Here is an 18,153-nt window from a genome sequence, read left to right as displayed (position 1 = left end):
CGGTTTTTCTACCAAAATATGGCGTAGAGGGCCACCAGAATTAAGCAGATGAGAAAGCCGCCGATGTTGAATGCCGGAGATGTCCGGAACATGGATTTTTCCAGCACGATTCCTTTATCGTAATCCCTGCCTTTGCCTTCTACGTAGCTGATGACTACCATAACGAGCATGACCAGGATCCAGGTGATCATCATTTGGTGCATGAACGGCAGGTTTAAGAACATGGGACTGGTAGACCAGCCGTTAGGGGCCACTTTAAAGTAAAAAGCAATGGGAATAGAGGCCAGTATTCCCCATATCGCAGCGTTGTTCGTCGTTTTCTTCCAGAACAATCCCAGCATGAATACCGCGAGGATACCCGGGCTCACCACGCCCGTGTATTCCTGTATATACTGGAACACCTGGCCAAGATTAGCCAGCTGCGGAGCCAGCAGAATAGCCACTACCAGCGCAAGGGATGCGGAAACACGGCCCACACGCACCAAGCCCCGCTCAGATGCCTTTTTCTGGAAATAGGGCTTATAGATATCCATCGTAAAAATGGTGGCAGTGGAATTCAGCATTGACGCCAATGATGACACAATGGCCGCCGCCAGTGCCGACACCACCAGGCCCTTTGCCCCGGTAGGCACAAATTCTTTGATAAGCCACGGCGAAGCGTTGTCATTGATGACATTGCCCGCCCGCGAAAAAAAGGAAGGATCGGCATGCCCAGCCGTGATCTGCCCATTGGGATCCATGTTCATTACATACGCCACGATACCCGGCACCACCACCAACAAAGGCATCAGCAACTTTATAAATCCGGCCAGGATAATTCCTTTCTGCGATTCCTTCAGGCTCTTGGCGGCCAAGGTGCGCTGGATAATGTATTGGTTAAAGCCCCAATAGTACAGGTTAGCCACCCACATCCCTCCGACAATCACGGCCAAACCCGGCAAATCCCACCACGCATCACGCCCCCCCGGCGAAATCACTTCGCCTTTTTCAAGGATCATCGAAAATTTTTCGGGCACCGCCTCATATACCTTCACCATGCCCGAAATGACTCCGCCATCGTCCGAAATATGGGACAACGCCATGAACGTAGTGATAAGCCCGCCCACCACAAGCAGCACCACCTGCACCACGTCTGTCCACGCCACGGCTGACAAGCCGCCGTATAAGGAATAAGCGGCCGCAAACAAGGCCAGCCCAAATATGGCATACATAAAGATCGAACCATCGCCGGTGCCGAGGATGGTGTCAAGCGCGGTAGCCCCCAAGTATAAAACCGAGGTCAGGTTTACGAACACAAACAAGCAAACCCAAAATACCGCTAAAATGGTTTTTAAATTCGTTCCATACCGGACTTCGATAAATTGGGGAATCGTATACAGCTTTTTCTCGATAAAAATAGGGAGGAAGAATTTACCCACGATCAATAGGGTAAGCGCCGCCATCCATTCATACGATGCGATAGCCAGCCCGATGGCAAACCCTGATCCGGACATCCCGATGAACTGCTCGGCAGAAATGTTAGCCGCAATCAGCGATGCGCCGATAGCCCACCAAGGCAACGACTTGCTCGCCAAGAAATAATCTTCAGAAGACTTCCCTTTTCCTCTTGACACCCACAGCCCAATACCGATGATCAGTAGGCCATACCCAATGAAAATCAGTTTATCAAGTAATGCGAACTCCATGCTTTGTTTGTTGCCTGTATACGATTAAGTTTATAATGCAGCTAAAGTAAAAATTAATCGTAACATATCAATACCCGGCAATTACATTTACGGCTGAACAACGCAAAACAAAGCTTATCTGCATGGCAATAAGCGTGTTAAAATAGTGTTCAAAAAACACTAAGCATCAACCTGTAAACTGTTGGATAAAATGTGGGATAACCCAGGGATAAAATACGATGGTGAGGATGACGCCCAAAATAGCGCCGTAAAAATGGGCATCGTGGTTGATTCCATCGCGGGCGTTTTTGGAAGCCCAGACACAGTAGCCCAGGAAAAGCATACCGAATAACCATGCAGGCATCGGAATGATGAAGAAAATACCCAGCATCATCTTCGGATCAAAAAGGATAAAACTGAAAAGCACGGCGCAGATGGCCCCGGAAGCCCCCAAGCTATAATACGACAGGTTATTCTTCTGCTTAAACACAGTGCCCACGTCGCTCAATATCAAACCGAGCACATAAATCATGGCGAACTGCACATGCCCCCAAGAGCTTAACTGTACAAGCAATGCTTCTAACGAAAAACCAAAAAAGTAAAAGGTAAGCATGTTGAACAGCAGGTGGCCCCAGTCCCGGTGGATAAGCCCGCTGGTCAGCAGTGTATGCAGACGCTGGCCCCGGCTTACGCTATAGGGGTGTAGCATGAACTTGCCGAAGAGATAGTGGTTTGAAAAAGTATAAATACTGGTCACGATGGTAAAGGCGAAAATGATACTGGCTACCGGTGTTTGGGTGAGGTATTCTTTCATGTTATGTGGTTAATTGGCCTAAAGTAAGAAAAATTATCTGCTGTCAAAATAAATCCAGCTGCCTTCCCCGTTTAGGGGCGAATAGATCCAGCCGCAGCTCGGGGAGCTTACGCTCTCCCATATACCGCTTTACACTTACCTTAAAGAGCTGGTGGATACTTTCGGCCAGCTTACCCTCGCCCCGCATCCGCACCCCCCAGCGGCTGTCGTTCAATTTTCCGCCATGGCATGCGGCAATGCTGTGCAATACCTTTTCGGCGCGGTCGGGAAATGCCTTATGCACCCAGTCGGTAAACAGCTCGCCTATTGCCCCATTCAGGCGGACGATGGTATAGCCAGCCCCTTTGGCACCGTGCGCTGCCGCAGCCTTGATAACCTCCGGCACCTCATCGCTGTTGAGGCCGGGAATGATGGGGGCGCACATCACCATTACCGGGATACCTGCTTCGGTAAGCTGCTGGATAACCTTTAGCCGGCCTTTTGCGGTTACCGTGCGCGGCTCCATCTTCTGCCGCAATTCCTCGTTCAGGCAATTGATGGAGATGGCCACCTGCACGAGCCCCAACGGTGCCATCTCCGATAGAATGTCCAGGTCCCGAAGTATCAAGGAGTTTTTACTGATAATCGATACCGGATGGCGGTAAACACGCATGACCTCCAGCATCGCCCGTGTAATTTTAAGCTTCCGCTCCACCGGCTGGTAGCAGTCTGTATTGCCGGAGAGCATAATCACCTGCGGTTTATATCCCTTGGCGTTGAACTGGCGTTCAAGCAGTTCAGCAGCATTCCGCTTTACGATGATTTTACGCTCGAAGTCAAGCCCGGCGCTGTACCCCCAGTATTCATGTGCATTGCGTGCATAGCAATAAATACAACCATGCTCACACCCTTGGTAAGGGTTTGCTGAATAGCCCATCGATAAATCCGGACTGTCGTTGGTGCTGATAATCTTTTTGGGATGCTCGTCAATGAGTTGGGTTCCTGAATTTTCCAGGAATTCCTCGTCCAACCCTTCAACGTGTTCCGCCACATAACGTTGTGCGGCGAATTTATTATGGGTATTGACCTGCGCGCCCCGGCCTTTGAAGTATTCGTTATGCTGTATGGTGTCCACACCACAAACTTACTAAAATAATTAGTAAGTTTAATGCGCGGACTGTAAAAAATCCACTAAACCCATCCTTCGCTGACACTCCGTGCCGCTAGTTCAGCCACGTTGGCGCAATCCGACTTGGCCATGATGTGTTTGCGATGCACTTTCACCGTATGATTCGGATTTGCCGACGCCAGAGAACGCTACGATTACCCCAACCGGTCTTCGAGCAGAAACACGTAAACCTCTTTAGGGCCGTGAGCCCCCAGCACAAGGGTTTTTTCGATATCCGCCGTCCGGCTGGGCCCCGTGATAAGGCTGATTAAGGAAGGCAGCGCCGTACCGTACCGCTTCCGCATCAGGTCAAGCCCGTCTTTGATATCCATGACCAGTTGTGAAGTGCGGGCCACCACCACATGCGTGTGCGGATAAATGCTAAGCCTCCTTCCGGCTGCACTCCCGTTGCTTACCAGAATACTCCCGGAGCGTGCGATAAGCGCCTCACAAGAGGTTATACCCGCATCGGCCTGTGCAAAATCCTGATCCGTCCGGAAAAAGGGAAAGCCGTAATGGTCAAGCAGCTGCTGTAATGCCGGTTCCCATACATACATGCGATGCAACTTTTCCTGCTCCGCCAAGGCAAGCAGGCCCTCTACAAAAGCCACCTCATCCTCACAGTAGACGAACTTGCCGGCCACCGCTGTAAGCCGCTGGGCGAAAAGCACATCCAAGGGGTCGTGCTCATCGCCGAATAACGGTGTCTCCTCAAAGGCAGGATATGGATGTTCACGCTTCTGCAGCAGGGCATGCCTTATCTTCTTCAGCATCCGCTCCTTGGCCGTGGTCATCTTGACGTTTTTCTGCATCAGTCCTCCGAGCGCCGGCGCGTATCTTCTTCTGCGGGCTTATTATCGAACGTACCAGAGTTATCACCTACACCGTCATGCACCAATCCCTCGGCAGCTTTGCCCTGGTCGCCCTCCTGATTACCGTTTACAAACTCATCATACGTGGTGCGGTGGTCAAACGGGCGCTTTCCTAATATCTCTTCCAGATCCGCCTGGAACAAAATTTCCCTTTCGAGCAATTTTTCGGCCAGGGCCACCAGGCCCTCCTGTTTTTCAAGGAGGAGTTGCTTAGTCTTCTGGTAGATGTCAGCAATCAGCGACCGTACTTCTTCGTCGATAAGTTCTGCTGTCTTTTCAGAGTACGGCTTATGGAACTGGTTTTCCTGGCTGTCGTTGAACGACACATTGCCGATACGCGGGTTCATGCCGTACACCGCCACCATGGCATAAGCCAGTTTCGTGATGCGCTCCAGGTCATTCTGCGCGCCTGTTGAAATTTTGCCGAATGTGATGTCTTCTGCCACACGCCCACCCATAGTCATACACAGGCCATCCAGCAGCTGCTCCGTGGTGTACAGAAACTGCTCTTTAGGCAAGTATTGCGCATAGCCCAGCGCCGCTACGCCGCGTGGCACGATAGAAACCTTAACCAAGGGGTCGGCATGCTCCAAGAACCACCCTGCAATGGCGTGGCCCGCTTCGTGGTACGCTACAATACGTTTCTCTTCGGGTGAAATGATTTTATTTTTCTTCTCCAGACCACCGATTACCCGATCAATAGCATCCTGGAAGTCATGCATATCGATCGACGATTTATTGCGCCTTGCGGCAATGAGCGCCGCCTCGTTACAGACGTTAGCAATTTCGGCTCCGGCAAAACCGGGAGTCTGTGCCGAAAGCTTTTTGGCGTCTACCTCAGCAGCCAGCTTCAGTGGCTTAAGGTGCACCTTGAAAATCTGTTCACGGCCCACCAGGTCTGGCTTATCTATGGAAATCTGCCTGTCGAACCGGCCCGGCCTCAACAAGGCGGAATCCAGCACATCCGGCCGGTTGGTGGCAGCCATGATGATGATGCCCGAATCCGTACCGAAGCCATCCATCTCTACCAGCAGCTGGTTTAATGTGTTCTCCCGTTCGTCATTGCCGCCCATGACACTGTTTTTACCGCGTGCGCGCCCGATGGCGTCAATCTCGTCAATAAAGATGATGCAGGGTGCCTTATCTTTGGCCTGGCGGAACAGGTCGCGCACACGGGAAGCGCCCACCCCAACGAACATTTCTACGAAATCAGAACCGGAAAGCGAGAAGAAGGGCACCTGTGCTTCTCCCGCCACTGCTTTAGCCAGCAACGTTTTACCCGTTCCGGGTGACCCCACCAAAAGGGCTCCCTTCGGAATCTTTCCGCCGAGGTTCGTATATTTCTTCGGATTCTTCAGAAAATCCACGATTTCCATCACTTCCTGCTTGGCTTCTTCCAACCCTGCCACGTCGCTGAACGTAACGGCCACCTGCGACTCCTTGTCAAACAACGTAGCCTTCGACTTTCCGATATTGAAAATCTGCCCGCCCGGACCGGCTCCGCCGCCGCCCATACGCCGCATGATGAAAATCCAGAACACGATAATCAACACCAAGGGCAACATGAGGGAAAAGATCCAGCCCGTCCATGCATTGGTGCGGTCTTCCAACCGGAGCGATACGCGATCATTCGGATCCATCTCCGCTTGTGCCTCCGTCAGTTTGCGTTCCAGTGCATCGTAAGAACCGTCTGTAAACATATACTGCGGACCAGCCGCTGGCGTAAGCGTAAGGCTGTTATCGTTGGGCCTCACATTCTTGTATTTCGGATCTGTCAGCCGGTCTTTCTTGATAAACACTTCTACAAAAAACAGATCGTTCTGTTTATAGGCCACCAGCCGGTCAACATCGCCCGCCTTGAGCATATTCTGTTCAAACTCCTGGTATGTTATCTGCTTTGGGCGACTGTCGCTGAATAGGTATTGCAACGCAAAAAATCCAAAGATCATGGCCACCCAAAGCCACATGATGTTAAATCGCGGCGGTTTCGGTGTCACTTTCTTACTGGGTACTCTCTTCATGCTATCGGGTCCATTCGGCATACCTTTACTATGCTTTTGTTTAGTTTCTCTTAAATTACGCACTTTGATAGTATTCTAGCTCGGCATCGCCCCAAAGGTCTTCGATGCCGTAAAATCTTCGTTTATCAGTTTTAAATATGTGGACAACCACGTCTATGAAGTCCAGCAATACCCACTCCCCATGTTCCAACCCCTCTTTCCGCCAAGGCTCTTGCTTTAATGCTTTGTAAACCTCTTCTTCCACGCTTTTGGCCAATGCGTTGACCTGTATGGAAGAGTCTGCGTGGCAAATTACGAAATAATCGGATACTGAACTGTGAATGTTCCTTAAATCAAGCCGCACAATTTCATTCCCTTTTTTCTCTATCATTCCCTGCACCACAATCTCGGATAAGTGAGCAGATAAGCCTGATTTTTTATTTTTTACCATTAAAAATAGTTATAGTTTTGGGCAATATTACCCCTTAAATTAATCATATTGCAAAGTAACACATTTTCGGGATTATTCGAAGGACAAAATGTTATTACATTACAGCAGGTAGATTCTACCAATGAATACCTTAAAAAAGAATTGTCAAAATCCAGGCCATTGACAGAAGGTACTGTAATATTGGCAGTTCATCAGTTTGCTGGCAGGGGGCAGCAGGGCGCCACATGGTTTAGCGAACCCGGCAGAAACCTTACCTTCAGTTTGTTGCTGATGCCCACTTTCCTGAACCCGAAACACCAATTCCGGCTCACGGTGGCCATTAGTCTGGCCATTGCCCGCTGGCTGGAACAACTGCTCAGCGTTGGGGTAAAGATAAAATGGCCAAATGACATTTACGTGGGCGACCGGAAAATAGGCGGCGTACTTATTGAAAACATCCTAAAGGGAAAGGCTTGGAAATCAGCCATCGTGGGCATTGGCATAAACGTTAACCAAACGGATTTTCCTGCGGCCATCCGCCGGCGTATCACTTCCATAAAAGATTACCTGCGGGAAGACAGCGATATCGGCGAGTTACTCACCGCTCTTTGCCGGTCAATCGAGCGCGAGTACCTTGCCCTCAAACAGGGGCAAACCGAGGCGCAGCTGGCAAGTTATAAACAGCGCCTTTACCGCCTGGGCGAACGGCACCCCTTCCTGGTATCAGGGGTAAAGGTAGACGGCATATTGCTCGATATTACAGAGACGGGCAGGCTGCAAATCGACTTCGGCGGGCATGTTGCCGACTTTGACATCAAGGAAGTGGCGTTTGTTATTTAACCCGCTTTTCCGTACCTTTGCTGCGCAAACACCGAGCAAGCACGGCCGGAATTAAACCCCCGCCCGTACAGAAAGTCTTAATCTTAACACATAGAATGATCATGAAGAAAATCACCTTAGCATTAATCATGCTGTTTCTGGCAGCCACCGGTGTTTCAGCGCAGATTCTAAAGCCTGTGACGTGGCAGTTCGGAGCCAAGAAAATCAACAACGAAGAAGCCGTAATATTTATGAAAGCCACCATTGCCAATGGCTGGCATATTTATTCCCAGCACGTTGAGGAGGGGGGGCCGATAAAGACCTCCTTTACCTTCAGCCCTTCGGCTGACTATGCCTTGGTGGGTAAACCCGCCGAACCGAAACCCAAAGTCAAGCGCGAAGATGTTTTTGACATGGATGTGGCTTATTTCGACAAAGAAGTGGTATTCCAGCAAAAAGTGAAGCTGAAAAAAGGGACAACCACCGTTAGGGGCGCGGTGGAATTCATGGCCTGTGACGCCACGCAGTGTTTGCCACCGGATGAAGTTCCATTTGCGGTGGCGATAAAATAACCGCCGCTTCGCCTTAACTCATTGGATTCAATGAAGCACATTTTTCTTGCCGTTTTTGTATTGACGGGTATATTCTTGGCCGCGGAACCGACCGCCTTTGGACAAGACACCTTGTTCAGCTTTGATGATGTTGAATTTACCGACGGGCAGGATACATCCACCGCTGAATATATAGAAGTGCCCGACGACGTCGTGTTCACCGATGGGCAGGACACCTCCGTAACGCAAGATTCCGCAACACGCTCGGAAGGCGATACAATGCCGCCGGAAGAAGAGCGAACGCTGTGGGGAATTTTCATCGCGGGCCTTATCGGTGGTTTCGCTGCCTTTCTGATGCCCTGTATTTATCCGATGGTGCCGCTTACCGTTTCCTTTTTTACCAAGCAAAGCGGCACACGGACCAAAGGGATAATCAACGCACTCCTATACGGCTTGTTCATCATCGTCATTTATGTGGCCCTGGGCATGTTGGTTACGCTCGTCTTCGGGGCGTCTGCGCTCAACGAGGCGGCAAGCAGCGCCTGGTTCAACCTGTTGTTCTTTGCCATTATCGTCATCTTTGCCATTTCTTTTCTGGGTGCCTTCGAAATTACCCTTCCTTCCCGGTTTGTCAACAAAATGGACGCAAAATCCAATAGGGGCGGACTGGTTGGGTTGTTTTTCATGGCATTTACATTGGCCCTTGTGTCGTTTTCGTGTACCGGCCCCATCATCGGCTACCTGCTGGTGGAGGCGGTATCCAAAGGAACGCTTATGGGTCCCGCAATGGGCATGCTCGGGTTTTCAGCGGCACTTGCCGTCCCTTTTATGCTGTTTGCCTTTTTCCCTTCGTGGCTTAAAGAAATGCCAAAGTCAGGCGGATGGCTGAATACCGTAAAAGTATCGCTGGGCTTCCTGGAGCTGGCGCTTGCATTTAAATTCCTCTCTAACGTGGATTTGGCCTACCATTGGGGCCTTCTTGATCGGGAGGTGTTCCTTGCTATCTGGATTGTGATTTTCGGGCTATTTGGCTTATATCTGTTGGGTAAGCTCCGGTTCGCGCACGACAGCGATGTGCCCTACCTTTCCATCCCGCGGTTGTTTTTCGCCATAGCCGTGCTGTCTTTCACTGTATACATGGTTCCGGGAATGTGGGGGGCGCCGCTCAAAGCACTCAGTGCTTGGTTGCCGCCCTCGCCTACACAGGATTTCAATTTGCACCAAGCCAGCTACTCGACCGCCGTACCGCAAGCCAGCGCAGATATCGTCAAGAAATATGCCGATGTGTTCCACGCTCCCCATGGCATCGATGCTTTTTACGACTATGATCAAGCCTTGGCCTATTCCCGGCAGGTAAACAAGCCGGTGCTGCTCGACTTCACCGGTTGGAGCTGCGTAAATTGCAGAAAAATGGAAGAGTCCGTTTGGCCGGACCCCCGGGTGCTGAAACGCCTCAAAGAAGACTATATCCTGGCATCCTTGTATGTAGACGACCGAACAGCACTTGAGCCACACGAACAATACGTTTCGGAATTCAGCGGCAAGAAGATCCGCCGGGTGGGCCAGAAATGGTCTGATCTCCAACAATCACGGTTCGGCGTCAATGCACAGCCCTACTATGTTATTGTTGACGGGGATGGGCGGCAGCTGGTTCCGGCGCAAGCCTATAACGAGGATATCCAAAACTATGTCGATTTCCTGGATAGCGGATTGACCGTGTTCCACGGAAAAAAATCAGCAAATTAGCGCAAAACATTTATAATATAATGAGCAACATCAAAAACATCGCAGTATTTACTTCCGGTGGCGACGCCCCGGGCATGAATGCAGCTATACGTGCGGTAGTGCGTACCGGACTGTACTACAACCTGAACGTGTTCGGCATAGGCCGGGGCTACGACGGCATGGTGCAGGGCGATATCTTCCCTATGGACGCTAAATCCGTAGCCAACATCATCCAACGCGGTGGCACTATCCTCAAAACCGCACGCAGCGAAGAGTTCCGTACGGTAGAAGGCCGGCAGCGTGCATTCGAAAACTTACGGAAGCATGGCATAGAAGGGCTGGTAGCCATCGGTGGCGACGGCACGTTCACAGGGGCAGCCAAATTCATCGAAGAACATAATATTCCCGTGGTAGGCCTCCCGGGAACCATCGACAACGACTTGGCGGGAACCGACTTTACCATCGGCTACGATACTGCCATCAATACTGTTATCGACGCGGTGGATAAGATACGCGACACAGCGGAGTCGCACGACCGGGTATTTGTTGTGGAAGTGATGGGGCGCGACTCAGGTTTGATTGCCCTGCGTTCGGGCATCAGCGTGGGCGCAGAGTGTGTGCTCATTCCCGAAATCAAGGTAGATTACGAAGCCATGATGGACAGGCTTGACCGCACCCGTAAAAACAAAGCGTCGCGGGTTATCATCGTAGCTGAAGGGGACGATGCAGGAGGCGCCTTCGCCGTGGCCGAACGCATCAAGGAGCGTTTCCCGCACTATGATATGCGTGTGTCTATTCTGGGCCATATTCAGCGGGGGGGCAGCCCCACGTGTATGGATCGGGTGCTGGCCAGCCGCCTCGGCGTAGCCGCCGTGGAAGCGCTGCTGAAAGGACGTCGCGGCGAAATGCTGGGCTTAATCCACGGCGAAGTGACATTCACGCCTTTCAACAAGGCCATCAAACACATCGGTGCCATCAATGAAAACCTGCTCCGGATAGTGGATATCCTATCGTTATAATCCCTGAAATACAACAGGAGCCTACTACTGGGTCACAAGTAGGCTCCTGCCTTTTTGTGCGCACTTAGTGGGCGCTAATCCAGTACTTCGGCTAATTTGGCATGCAGTTCCTCGCCACGGAGGTTTTTGGCAATGATGCGCCCCTCCGGATCCAACAGGAAATTTGCCGGAATGCCCTGGATGGCGTAGAGCTTAACCACATCAGACTGCCACCACTTCAGTTCGGACACATGCGGCCAATCTTCCAGGCCGTCGTTGTAAATAGCCTTCAACCAATTCTCTTTCTGCCCCGGACGGTCCAGCGACACACCGAAAACCGTAAAATTCTTGTCTTTGAACGTATGGTAAGCCGCTACGACATTAGGGTTTTCTTGCCGGCATGGACCACACCAGCTTGCCCAGAAATCGATCAATACATATTTGCCTCGCAACGACGACAACGCTATTGGATTGCCCGCCGTGTCAGGCTGTGTAAAATCAGGGGCTACGGCGCCGATATCGATTCGCTTAAGCTGCTCCAGCTGCGCACTGATGGCTTTCCCTTTTTCTGAATTCTTCAGGGCAGCTGACAAACGGTTAAACGCAGGTTCCACCACGTCTGCCGTGGGTTCCGATCCAACATAAGGCATAAGCAGATCAAGGCTCACCACACTGCCGGGATTGTCTCGGATAAAGGCAAAATCAATAGCTTTCTGTTCGCTCTGTATTGCCATGGCTTCGGTTTGCAGGCCCCCTATAAAATCCGGATCCTGCTTTTGCTCATCGGTAGCACCGGCATAGCGGGACATGAGCTGTTCCATCTTTGCGAGCGGGGCGCTCCGTTGCTTCTGGTAAACGGCAAAGTCTTTATTCACCTTTCTTCCCTTTACGGTAGCGTTCACTAAAGAATCCTTCGCCGAAATCCGGATAGCTCCTTTCTCCAGGTAAATCTCCACCCGGTCGGGATCTTCCATCCCCCGCACGTCTTCGCCTTTATGGGCGAGCAGTACCAGCGCGCGGGATGGCGTGGCCACACTGCCATTAAACTTAAACGCCCCGCGGGATACCGTTGCAGAGTCCAATACCGCCCCCGCCTCCGTGCGATAACTCAGGTAAGCCATGGCCGGCGCATTGAGTGCCCCAACCTTGCCTGTAATCGTAAAATCCTCTTGGCCGAAACCCACAACAGGCAACGCCGCCATCACTATCAAAACCGCTTTCTTCATCTGTAATTTATTTGCCGGCATGAAACCGTCACTTACGACGGGTTCACATCCGGTTTGTGCAAATTTGCTGTAACCGCAAATATGCCATATTTTTATGGAACGGGGTCATTTATAAACACATTTTTACGGAAGTCGCAGCAGACCAGCGCCGTTGCGGTAAACACAGCCCGGGCAACGTACCCGCCAGCCAGACGGTCTAATTTTCTATGCCATTACCACCGGCCGCTGGCACCCCCGCCACCGAAACCGCCTCCGCCGAAACCGCCGAAACCGCCGAAACCACCACCGAAACCGCCGCTGCCGCCGCCAAAGCCACCACCAAAACCGCCGCCACGGCCACCTCGGCCCATACCGCTGAGAAGCGTCCACCAAAACACGTCGGAAGCACCCCGGCCACCCAGCACCTTACCGCCGCCGCGCCCCCCTCCACGGCTGAAGAGGGCTATAATAATGAAGATGATGATAATGAGCAGCACAATACCACCGCCACCTTCGCCCTTTCTCCTCGGGGCAGCTTTATACTCCCCTTTGGTATAAGCTATCAGCGCGTCCGTAGCCCTGTCAATGCCGGAAAAGTAGTCGCCCTGCCGGAAAGGCGGTTTTATTTCATTCTCAATGATACGGTACGCAATAGCGTCGGGCACGGCGCCTTCCACCCCATAGCCGGTTTGGATGGTCACTGCCCTGTCGCCCAGCGCCACGAGCAGTAAGATGCCGTTGTCGTTTTCCTTGCCGCCGATGCCCCATCGCTGTGCCAGCCGCACGCCGTAGTCCGCAATGTCATAGGAGCCGGTCGATTGCATCAGTACCACCGCAATCTGAGTGGAGGTACTGTCATCAAAGGCCACCAGCTTTCGCTCCAGGCGTTCCACCTCCGCGGTTGTCAGCGTGTTGGTATAGTCGTTGACCAATCGGTTCGGTGTAGGTGGGAAATCCTGTGCCCGCCCAAACGACACGCACAGCAACAAAAAGGTTATCAGGAGTGAAAATTTAGTCTTTATCATTACCGAAGACAATATCATTGGGTAATTCATTCACATCATCCGCTTCCCTCGGGAAAAGCTGATGAAGTTGTTCTCCGGCATGGTTTATCCCTTCTATGAGCCCTTGCACCAGATCGCCCCGCTTAAAATGCTGCACCATCAGTTCCTTGGTTTCTTCCCAAAAATCGCCGGGAACTCGGGCATTGATGCCTTGGTCGCCGATGATAGCGAATTGATGATCTTCCGTTGCGATATAAATGAGCACGCCATTATGCTGAGCAGTTTGATCCATGCCCAACTGCCGGAAATACTCCGCCGCCCTGTCCAGCGGTTCACCCTTACACCGTAGCTCCACTACCAAGCGGATCTCGCCCGAAGTACGGGCTTCCGCCGCCTGGATAGCCAGCACAATCCGCTCCTGTTGTTCTTCTGTAAATTGCTCCATAGTTACCGTCTCTCACGCATACCTGATACCATTCACCTCTTATTAAAACTGCACTTCAGGCGCGCGCTCTGCTCCTGCTTCGGCCGTAAAGTATCCCTTTTGCTTGAATCCGAAGATGCCAGCCATAATGTTGTTCGGGAACCGCCGAACCGCCGAATTGTATTGCTGCGTAGCCTCATTGAAAGCCCGCCGTTCTGTGCTGATACGGTTTTCCGTACCTTCCAATTGCGCTTGCAGTTCCAGGAAATTCTGATTGGCTTTCAGCTCAGGGTAACGCTCAACACTGACCAACAAGCGGCCCAGCGATTGCGACAAAGCATCTTGCGACTGCTGGAACTGCTGTATAGCTTCCGGTGTTAAATTTTCCGGGTCGACCGTCACCGACGTTGCTTTGGCCCTGGCCTCGATAACCTGCGTAAGCGTCTCCTGCTCGAAATTGGCAGCGCCTTTCACCGTATTGACCAAGTTAGGTATCAAATCCGCACGCCGTTGGTAGGCATTTTCTACCTGCGCCCATTTGCTTTTAACGTTTTCCTCGAGGTCAACCATGGTGTTGTAACCGCACGAACTGAACGAAAAGGCGGCAAGCAGGCCCACCACTGCAACGAATAATCTTCTTTTCATGATGATTGAGTTTAAATGCATTGTTGCGACTAATGTAGCACTTTGATGGCAAAATTCATACCTTTGTTACACTTCGGGATAAAAACCCGACATAATTTCATGCAACACGAGATTGAATTAAGCGTCCTTCCCGAGCACATTGCCGATGAAGCCCATATTATCCATAAGGGAGCCGAGCAGCTGAAAATCGCGCCCTCCCGCGTCAAAGGACTGAAAATACGCAAGCGATCTATCGATGCGCGGAGCAAGAAACAGGTGGTGTTCCGTATTCGTGTCATCTTCTTCATCGATGAAGCTCCAACGCCTGATATCTACAATGTACGCTATGCCAATGTTGCAGGCGGCAAGCCCGTCGTTATCGTTGGCGCCGGCCCGGCAGGTCTCTTTGCCGCACTACGCTGCCTCGAAAAAGGACTGCGCCCCATCATCGTGGAGCGCGGAAAAAACGTGCAGGAAAGGCGCCGCGACCTGGCCCGGCTGAATAAAGAAGGCATCGTAAATCCGGACTCCAACTATTGCTTTGGTGAAGGTGGAGCAGGCACCTATTCCGATGGCAAGTTATATACCCGCTCCAACAAGCGGGGTGATGTACAGCACGTGCTGCAGGTACTGGTTGCTCACGGTGCCACGGAAGATATCCTCGTGGATGCAAGGCCACACATCGGCACCAACAAACTACCGCATATCATCCAGGCCATCCGCCACACCATTCTTAATCAGGGCGGTGAAATCCATTTTAACAGCCGGGTAATAGATATCCTCGAAAGCTTCGGGCGTGTCCGCGGCGTTAAACTGGCCAACGGCGCCTCTATCACCGCGGATGATGTGATCCTCGCTACGGGGCATTCTGCCCGGGATCTCTTTGAGCTGTTTCACCGCAAAGGCTGGCTGGTGGAGCCAAAGCCTTTTGCGCTGGGTGTACGCATTGAGCATCCACAGGAAATCATCGACCAGGCCCAATACCACTGTGCCGTGCGGGATCCGCACCTTCCGCCAGCTTATTACAGCCTGGTAGAACAGGTAGGCGCCCGGGGTGTATTCTCATTCTGCATGTGCCCCGGCGGCATCATTGCCCCCTGTGCCACAGATAAAGGCGAAGTGGTGGTCAATGGCTGGTCTCCCTCCAAGCGCAATAACCCGTTTGCCAATTCCGGAACAGTGGTGCAGGTTAATCTTTCCGATGTACCGCAAACCGCCCGTTATCCCTTTGCCATGTTAGACTTTCAGCATGAAGTGGAGGAGCGCGCTGATGTGATAGGCGGGGGGCGCTTGGTGGCTCCGGCCCAGCGGATGGTAGATTTCGTCCACGGCAAGCTGTCAGACACCCTGCCCATCAACTCCTATAAGCCGGGCACCCGCAGCGCACCGCTTTCAGAGGTCTTGCCCCCGTTTATACACGACGCCCTGAAACAGGCGTTGCCGTTGTTCGGTAAAAAGATGAAAGGGTATTTTACCAATGAAGCTATCCTGGTAGGGGTGGAGTCGCGCACGTCGTCGCCCATCCGCATTCCCCGCGATAAGCTGACCCTGCAGCACCCCCAACTAACAGGCCTTTATCCCTGTGGCGAAGGGGCTGGATATGCCGGAGGCATCGTATCGGCCGCCATTGATGGGATGAATTGCGCCGACGCAATACCGCTTTGAAAATTCAAAAGGATCACTTTACTTTGTGTTTACCAAGCGAAAGTAGCTCAGTTGGTAGAGCATCAGCTTCCCAAGCTGAGGGTCGCGAGTTCGAGCCTCGTCTTTCGCTCTGTTTTTTTAACCGACCTTCAACCCCTTTTCAACAAGGTGCTCTACGTATGCCCTCACCGTGGTATTGGCGAAGCGGCTTGTAACGTCAAACGCAAATGCATGCACCAGCAGTACACGTGCCTGGGCTTCGCTGATACCCCGGGCGCGCAAGTAGAACAGCGCTTCGTTGTCAAACTGGCCAATGGTACATCCATGACTGCATTTTACATCGTCAGCGAAAATCTCCAACTGCGGCTTGGTGTACACCGCCGATTTCTCGCCGATAAGCATATTATTGTTCTGCTGAAAGGCATTGGTCTTCTGTGCATCTTGGCGCACGAAGATCTTACCGTTGAACACAGCGGTAGAGGTATCCTGTGTAATGTTTTTATACCATTCGTAGCTCTCGCAATGGGGTTTAAGGTGGTCAACGATGGTATGGTTGTCTACAAACTGGTTTTCGGCTGTCAGCGTCACACCATACAGATGGCTCTCCACCTCGCTATCGCCTAAACGCACATTGATATTGTTGCGCACAAAAGTGGCCCCGGGAAATGTGCAGTTGTAATGGTTATATAAACTGTGCTTTTCCTGATAAATTTCCGTATGTGTCAGGTAGTGGCTCTGTGCGCTACCAAGTTGAAGGTAGTAATGCTGCAATTTGGCATTCTCACGCACCACCAGCTCGCTGACCACGTTGTTGAGATTATGATCGGCCCCGGTTTGGGTGACGAATGACTCAATAATCTCTGCTTCTGCAAACGTACTCATCACATACAGGTTGCGCACCTGGGTAAACAGCGGTCGATCAGTAACCGCCACGTGTATGATGTGTATGGGCTTGTCCAGCTGCTGGTTCTTGCCCACTTCAATAAATAAACCTTGGGTGAACAGCGCTGTGTTAAGCGCTACGAAAGGGTTGTCTGTTTTATCGGCGTATTCTGAGAAATACTTGGCAAAACAGAGCCGCTCAAACGCTTCCGTGATAGGCATAACGGATAAGCCCGGCACGTCTTTCGCGGTAGACAGATCGGCCCGGTATATACCGTCCACCAGCACCACGCGGTAGGCGTCGAGACCGGGAATTGCCGCCGCTTCGATGGTTGCTTCATCAAGCGCAGCAGGCTCAGCTTCAAAGGCGTAACCCCGCCCTACCAGCGGCTGCACGTTGGTGTATTTCCAGTCTTCTCGCTTCACTGTGGGGAATCCCTGGCTTTTGAACCGATCAAAAGCCTGCCGACGGATTTCATCGAGCGAATGCGGCTCCGATGTAGGCAGGTTTCCTTCGTAGGTTTTTACTAACTGAGTATATAGTGAGTCGCTTACTTGTGTAATCATGATGTCTGTTTGGTTGTTCAAACCGCTCCTTCGGCATCAACCGTTTCCTTAATCCAATCGTATCCCTTCTCTTCCAGCTCCAATGCCAGCTCTTTGGTACCGGACCGCACGATACGGCCGTTGTACAAGACATGCACGAAATCGGGCACGATATACTCCAGTAGCCGTTGGTAGTGGGTAATCACGATAAACGCGTTGTCTTTGGACCGCAATTGGTTGACGCCCCGGGCTACAATGCGCAGCGCATCGATATCCAGCCCTGAATCCGTCTCGTCAAGAATAGCCAACTTAGGATCCAGCATAGCCAGCTGAAAAATCTCGTTACGCTTCTTCTCACCGCCGGAAAAGCCTTCGTTCAACGAACGGTTAGCCAGCTTAGCATCAAACTCCACTAATTTCTGCTTTTCCTTGACCCTATTCAGAAAATCCCGGGCTTCCATAGGCGGCAAACCTTTATATTCCCGTATTTCATTCAGCGCCGTTTTAAGGAAGTTGATGTTGGACACCCCCGGTATTTCCACCGGATACTGGAACGCCAAGAAAACACCTTCCCGTGCCCGGTCTTCGGGTGCCAAATCCAACAGATCTTTCCCATCCAGCAGTACCTCTCCTTCGGTAACCTCGTACGATTCCCTGCCAGCCAGCACGTTTCCCAACGTGCTTTTTCCGGAGCCATTGGGCCCCATGATGGCGTGCACTTCGCCCGCCTTCACCTCCAGGTCTAAGCCTTTTAATATTGCTTTATCTTCTACTGATGCGTGTAAATTCCGTATACTTAACATG

17 protein-coding genes and 1 tRNA gene are annotated in these 18,153 nt (G+C 51.7%); 6 read left to right on the top strand and 12 right to left on the bottom strand.

The genetic code is table 11. From position 1 onward, the window contains the following. Nucleotides 1–8: 8 nt before the first annotated feature. From BM030_RS05595 to rsfS, 6 genes are all read right to left on the bottom strand, one after another. Nucleotides 9–1,685: a sodium/sugar symporter gene (locus BM030_RS05595; RefSeq protein WP_090972024.1), complete on the bottom strand. Its 1,677-nt coding sequence runs from the start codon at nucleotides 1,683–1,685 to the stop codon at nucleotides 9–11. 166 nt (nucleotides 1,686–1,851) lie between these two features. Further along, nucleotides 1,852–2,478, bottom strand: a complete 627-nt coding sequence (locus BM030_RS05590; RefSeq protein WP_090972022.1) for a rhomboid family intramembrane serine protease — start codon at nucleotides 2,476–2,478, stop codon at nucleotides 1,852–1,854. Nucleotides 2,479–2,521: 43 nt separating this feature from the next. Then, nucleotides 2,522–3,592 (bottom strand): PA0069 family radical SAM protein, encoded by a 1,071-nt coding sequence (locus tag BM030_RS05585; protein WP_139215816.1) that lies wholly within the window; start codon nucleotides 3,590–3,592, stop codon nucleotides 2,522–2,524. Between the two features lie 188 nt (nucleotides 3,593–3,780). After that, nucleotides 3,781–4,419, bottom strand: coding sequence for a LutC/YkgG family protein (locus tag BM030_RS05580; RefSeq protein WP_244518704.1), 639 nt, complete (start codon nucleotides 4,417–4,419; stop codon nucleotides 3,781–3,783). Between the two features lie 17 nt (nucleotides 4,420–4,436). Continuing rightward, on the bottom strand, nucleotides 4,437–6,518 hold the full coding sequence (gene ftsH / locus BM030_RS05575; protein WP_090972017.1) for an ATP-dependent zinc metalloprotease FtsH: 2,082 nt from the start codon (nucleotides 6,516–6,518) through the stop codon (nucleotides 4,437–4,439). 55 nt (nucleotides 6,519–6,573) lie between these two features. Then, nucleotides 6,574–6,948 carry a ribosome silencing factor gene (rsfS, locus tag BM030_RS05570; RefSeq protein ID WP_090972015.1) on the bottom strand — a complete coding sequence of 125 codons (375 nt, stop codon included), beginning with the start codon at nucleotides 6,946–6,948 and terminating at the stop codon, nucleotides 6,574–6,576. Between the two features lie 48 nt (nucleotides 6,949–6,996). Between rsfS and BM030_RS05565 the strand changes: the two genes are divergently transcribed. From BM030_RS05565 to pfkA, 4 genes are all read left to right on the top strand, one after another. Further along, nucleotides 6,997–7,767 carry a biotin--[acetyl-CoA-carboxylase] ligase gene (locus BM030_RS05565; RefSeq protein ID WP_170845642.1) on the top strand — a complete coding sequence of 257 codons (771 nt, stop codon included), beginning with the start codon at nucleotides 6,997–6,999 and terminating at the stop codon, nucleotides 7,765–7,767. A 101-nt stretch (nucleotides 7,768–7,868) separates the two neighbouring features. Further along, complete coding sequence (locus tag BM030_RS19815) at nucleotides 7,869–8,318, top strand: protein-disulfide reductase DsbD domain-containing protein (RefSeq protein WP_170845641.1); 450 nt, start codon at nucleotides 7,869–7,871, stop codon at nucleotides 8,316–8,318. A gap of 30 nt (nucleotides 8,319–8,348) precedes the next feature. Beyond that, entirely contained in the window at nucleotides 8,349–10,043 is a 1,695-nt protein-coding gene (locus BM030_RS05560) for a protein-disulfide reductase DsbD family protein (protein WP_170845640.1), read from the top strand. Between the two features lie 20 nt (nucleotides 10,044–10,063). Beyond that, nucleotides 10,064–11,041, top strand: a complete 978-nt coding sequence (pfkA, locus tag BM030_RS05555; RefSeq protein WP_090972011.1) for a 6-phosphofructokinase — start codon at nucleotides 10,064–10,066, stop codon at nucleotides 11,039–11,041. A gap of 74 nt (nucleotides 11,042–11,115) precedes the next feature. On the opposite strand, the gene BM030_RS05550 is transcribed toward pfkA, so the two are convergent. The 4 genes from BM030_RS05550 to BM030_RS05535 form a co-directional block, all read right to left on the bottom strand. After that, the gene (locus BM030_RS05550) at nucleotides 11,116–12,246 is read right to left on the bottom strand and encodes a TlpA disulfide reductase family protein (RefSeq protein WP_170845639.1); all 1,131 of its coding nucleotides are present in this window, start codon (nucleotides 12,244–12,246) and stop codon (nucleotides 11,116–11,118) included. Nucleotides 12,247–12,458: 212 nt separating this feature from the next. After that, entirely contained in the window at nucleotides 12,459–13,250 is a 792-nt protein-coding gene (locus BM030_RS05545) for a TPM domain-containing protein (protein ID WP_090972007.1), read from the bottom strand. Beyond that, complete coding sequence (locus BM030_RS05540) at nucleotides 13,237–13,674, bottom strand: TPM domain-containing protein (RefSeq protein ID WP_090972004.1); 438 nt, start codon at nucleotides 13,672–13,674, stop codon at nucleotides 13,237–13,239. The genes BM030_RS05545 and BM030_RS05540 overlap by 14 nt, the downstream gene beginning before the upstream one ends. A gap of 42 nt (nucleotides 13,675–13,716) precedes the next feature. Then, nucleotides 13,717–14,298: a LemA family protein gene (locus tag BM030_RS05535; protein WP_090972237.1), complete on the bottom strand. Its 582-nt coding sequence runs from the start codon at nucleotides 14,296–14,298 to the stop codon at nucleotides 13,717–13,719. 99 nt (nucleotides 14,299–14,397) lie between these two features. Between BM030_RS05535 and BM030_RS05530 the strand changes: the two genes are divergently transcribed. Together BM030_RS05530 and BM030_RS05525 are read left to right on the top strand one after the other, a co-directional pair. Further along, nucleotides 14,398–15,942, top strand: a complete 1,545-nt coding sequence (locus tag BM030_RS05530; RefSeq protein ID WP_090972001.1) for an NAD(P)/FAD-dependent oxidoreductase — start codon at nucleotides 14,398–14,400, stop codon at nucleotides 15,940–15,942. Nucleotides 15,943–15,978: 36 nt separating this feature from the next. After that, nucleotides 15,979–16,051: transfer RNA gene (locus BM030_RS05525), tRNA-Gly, on the top strand. An 8-nt stretch (nucleotides 16,052–16,059) separates the two neighbouring features. Here the strand turns inward: BM030_RS05525 and sufD are convergent. Together sufD and sufC are read right to left on the bottom strand one after the other, a co-directional pair. Then, nucleotides 16,060–17,370, bottom strand: a complete 1,311-nt coding sequence (sufD, locus tag BM030_RS05520; RefSeq protein ID WP_090972235.1) for a Fe-S cluster assembly protein SufD — start codon at nucleotides 17,368–17,370, stop codon at nucleotides 16,060–16,062. 17 nt (nucleotides 17,371–17,387) lie between these two features. Beyond that, entirely contained in the window at nucleotides 17,388–18,152 is a 765-nt protein-coding gene (sufC, locus tag BM030_RS05515; protein WP_090971999.1) for a Fe-S cluster assembly ATPase SufC, read from the bottom strand. Nucleotide 18,153 lies beyond the last annotated feature (1 nt).

The sequence above is a fragment of the Parapedobacter composti genome (assembly GCF_900112315.1).
Lineage (GTDB): Bacteria > Bacteroidota > Bacteroidia > Sphingobacteriales > Sphingobacteriaceae > Parapedobacter > Parapedobacter composti.
Note: the sequence above shows the minus strand (reverse complement) of the source record. Positions and strands in the feature narration are given on the sequence as shown.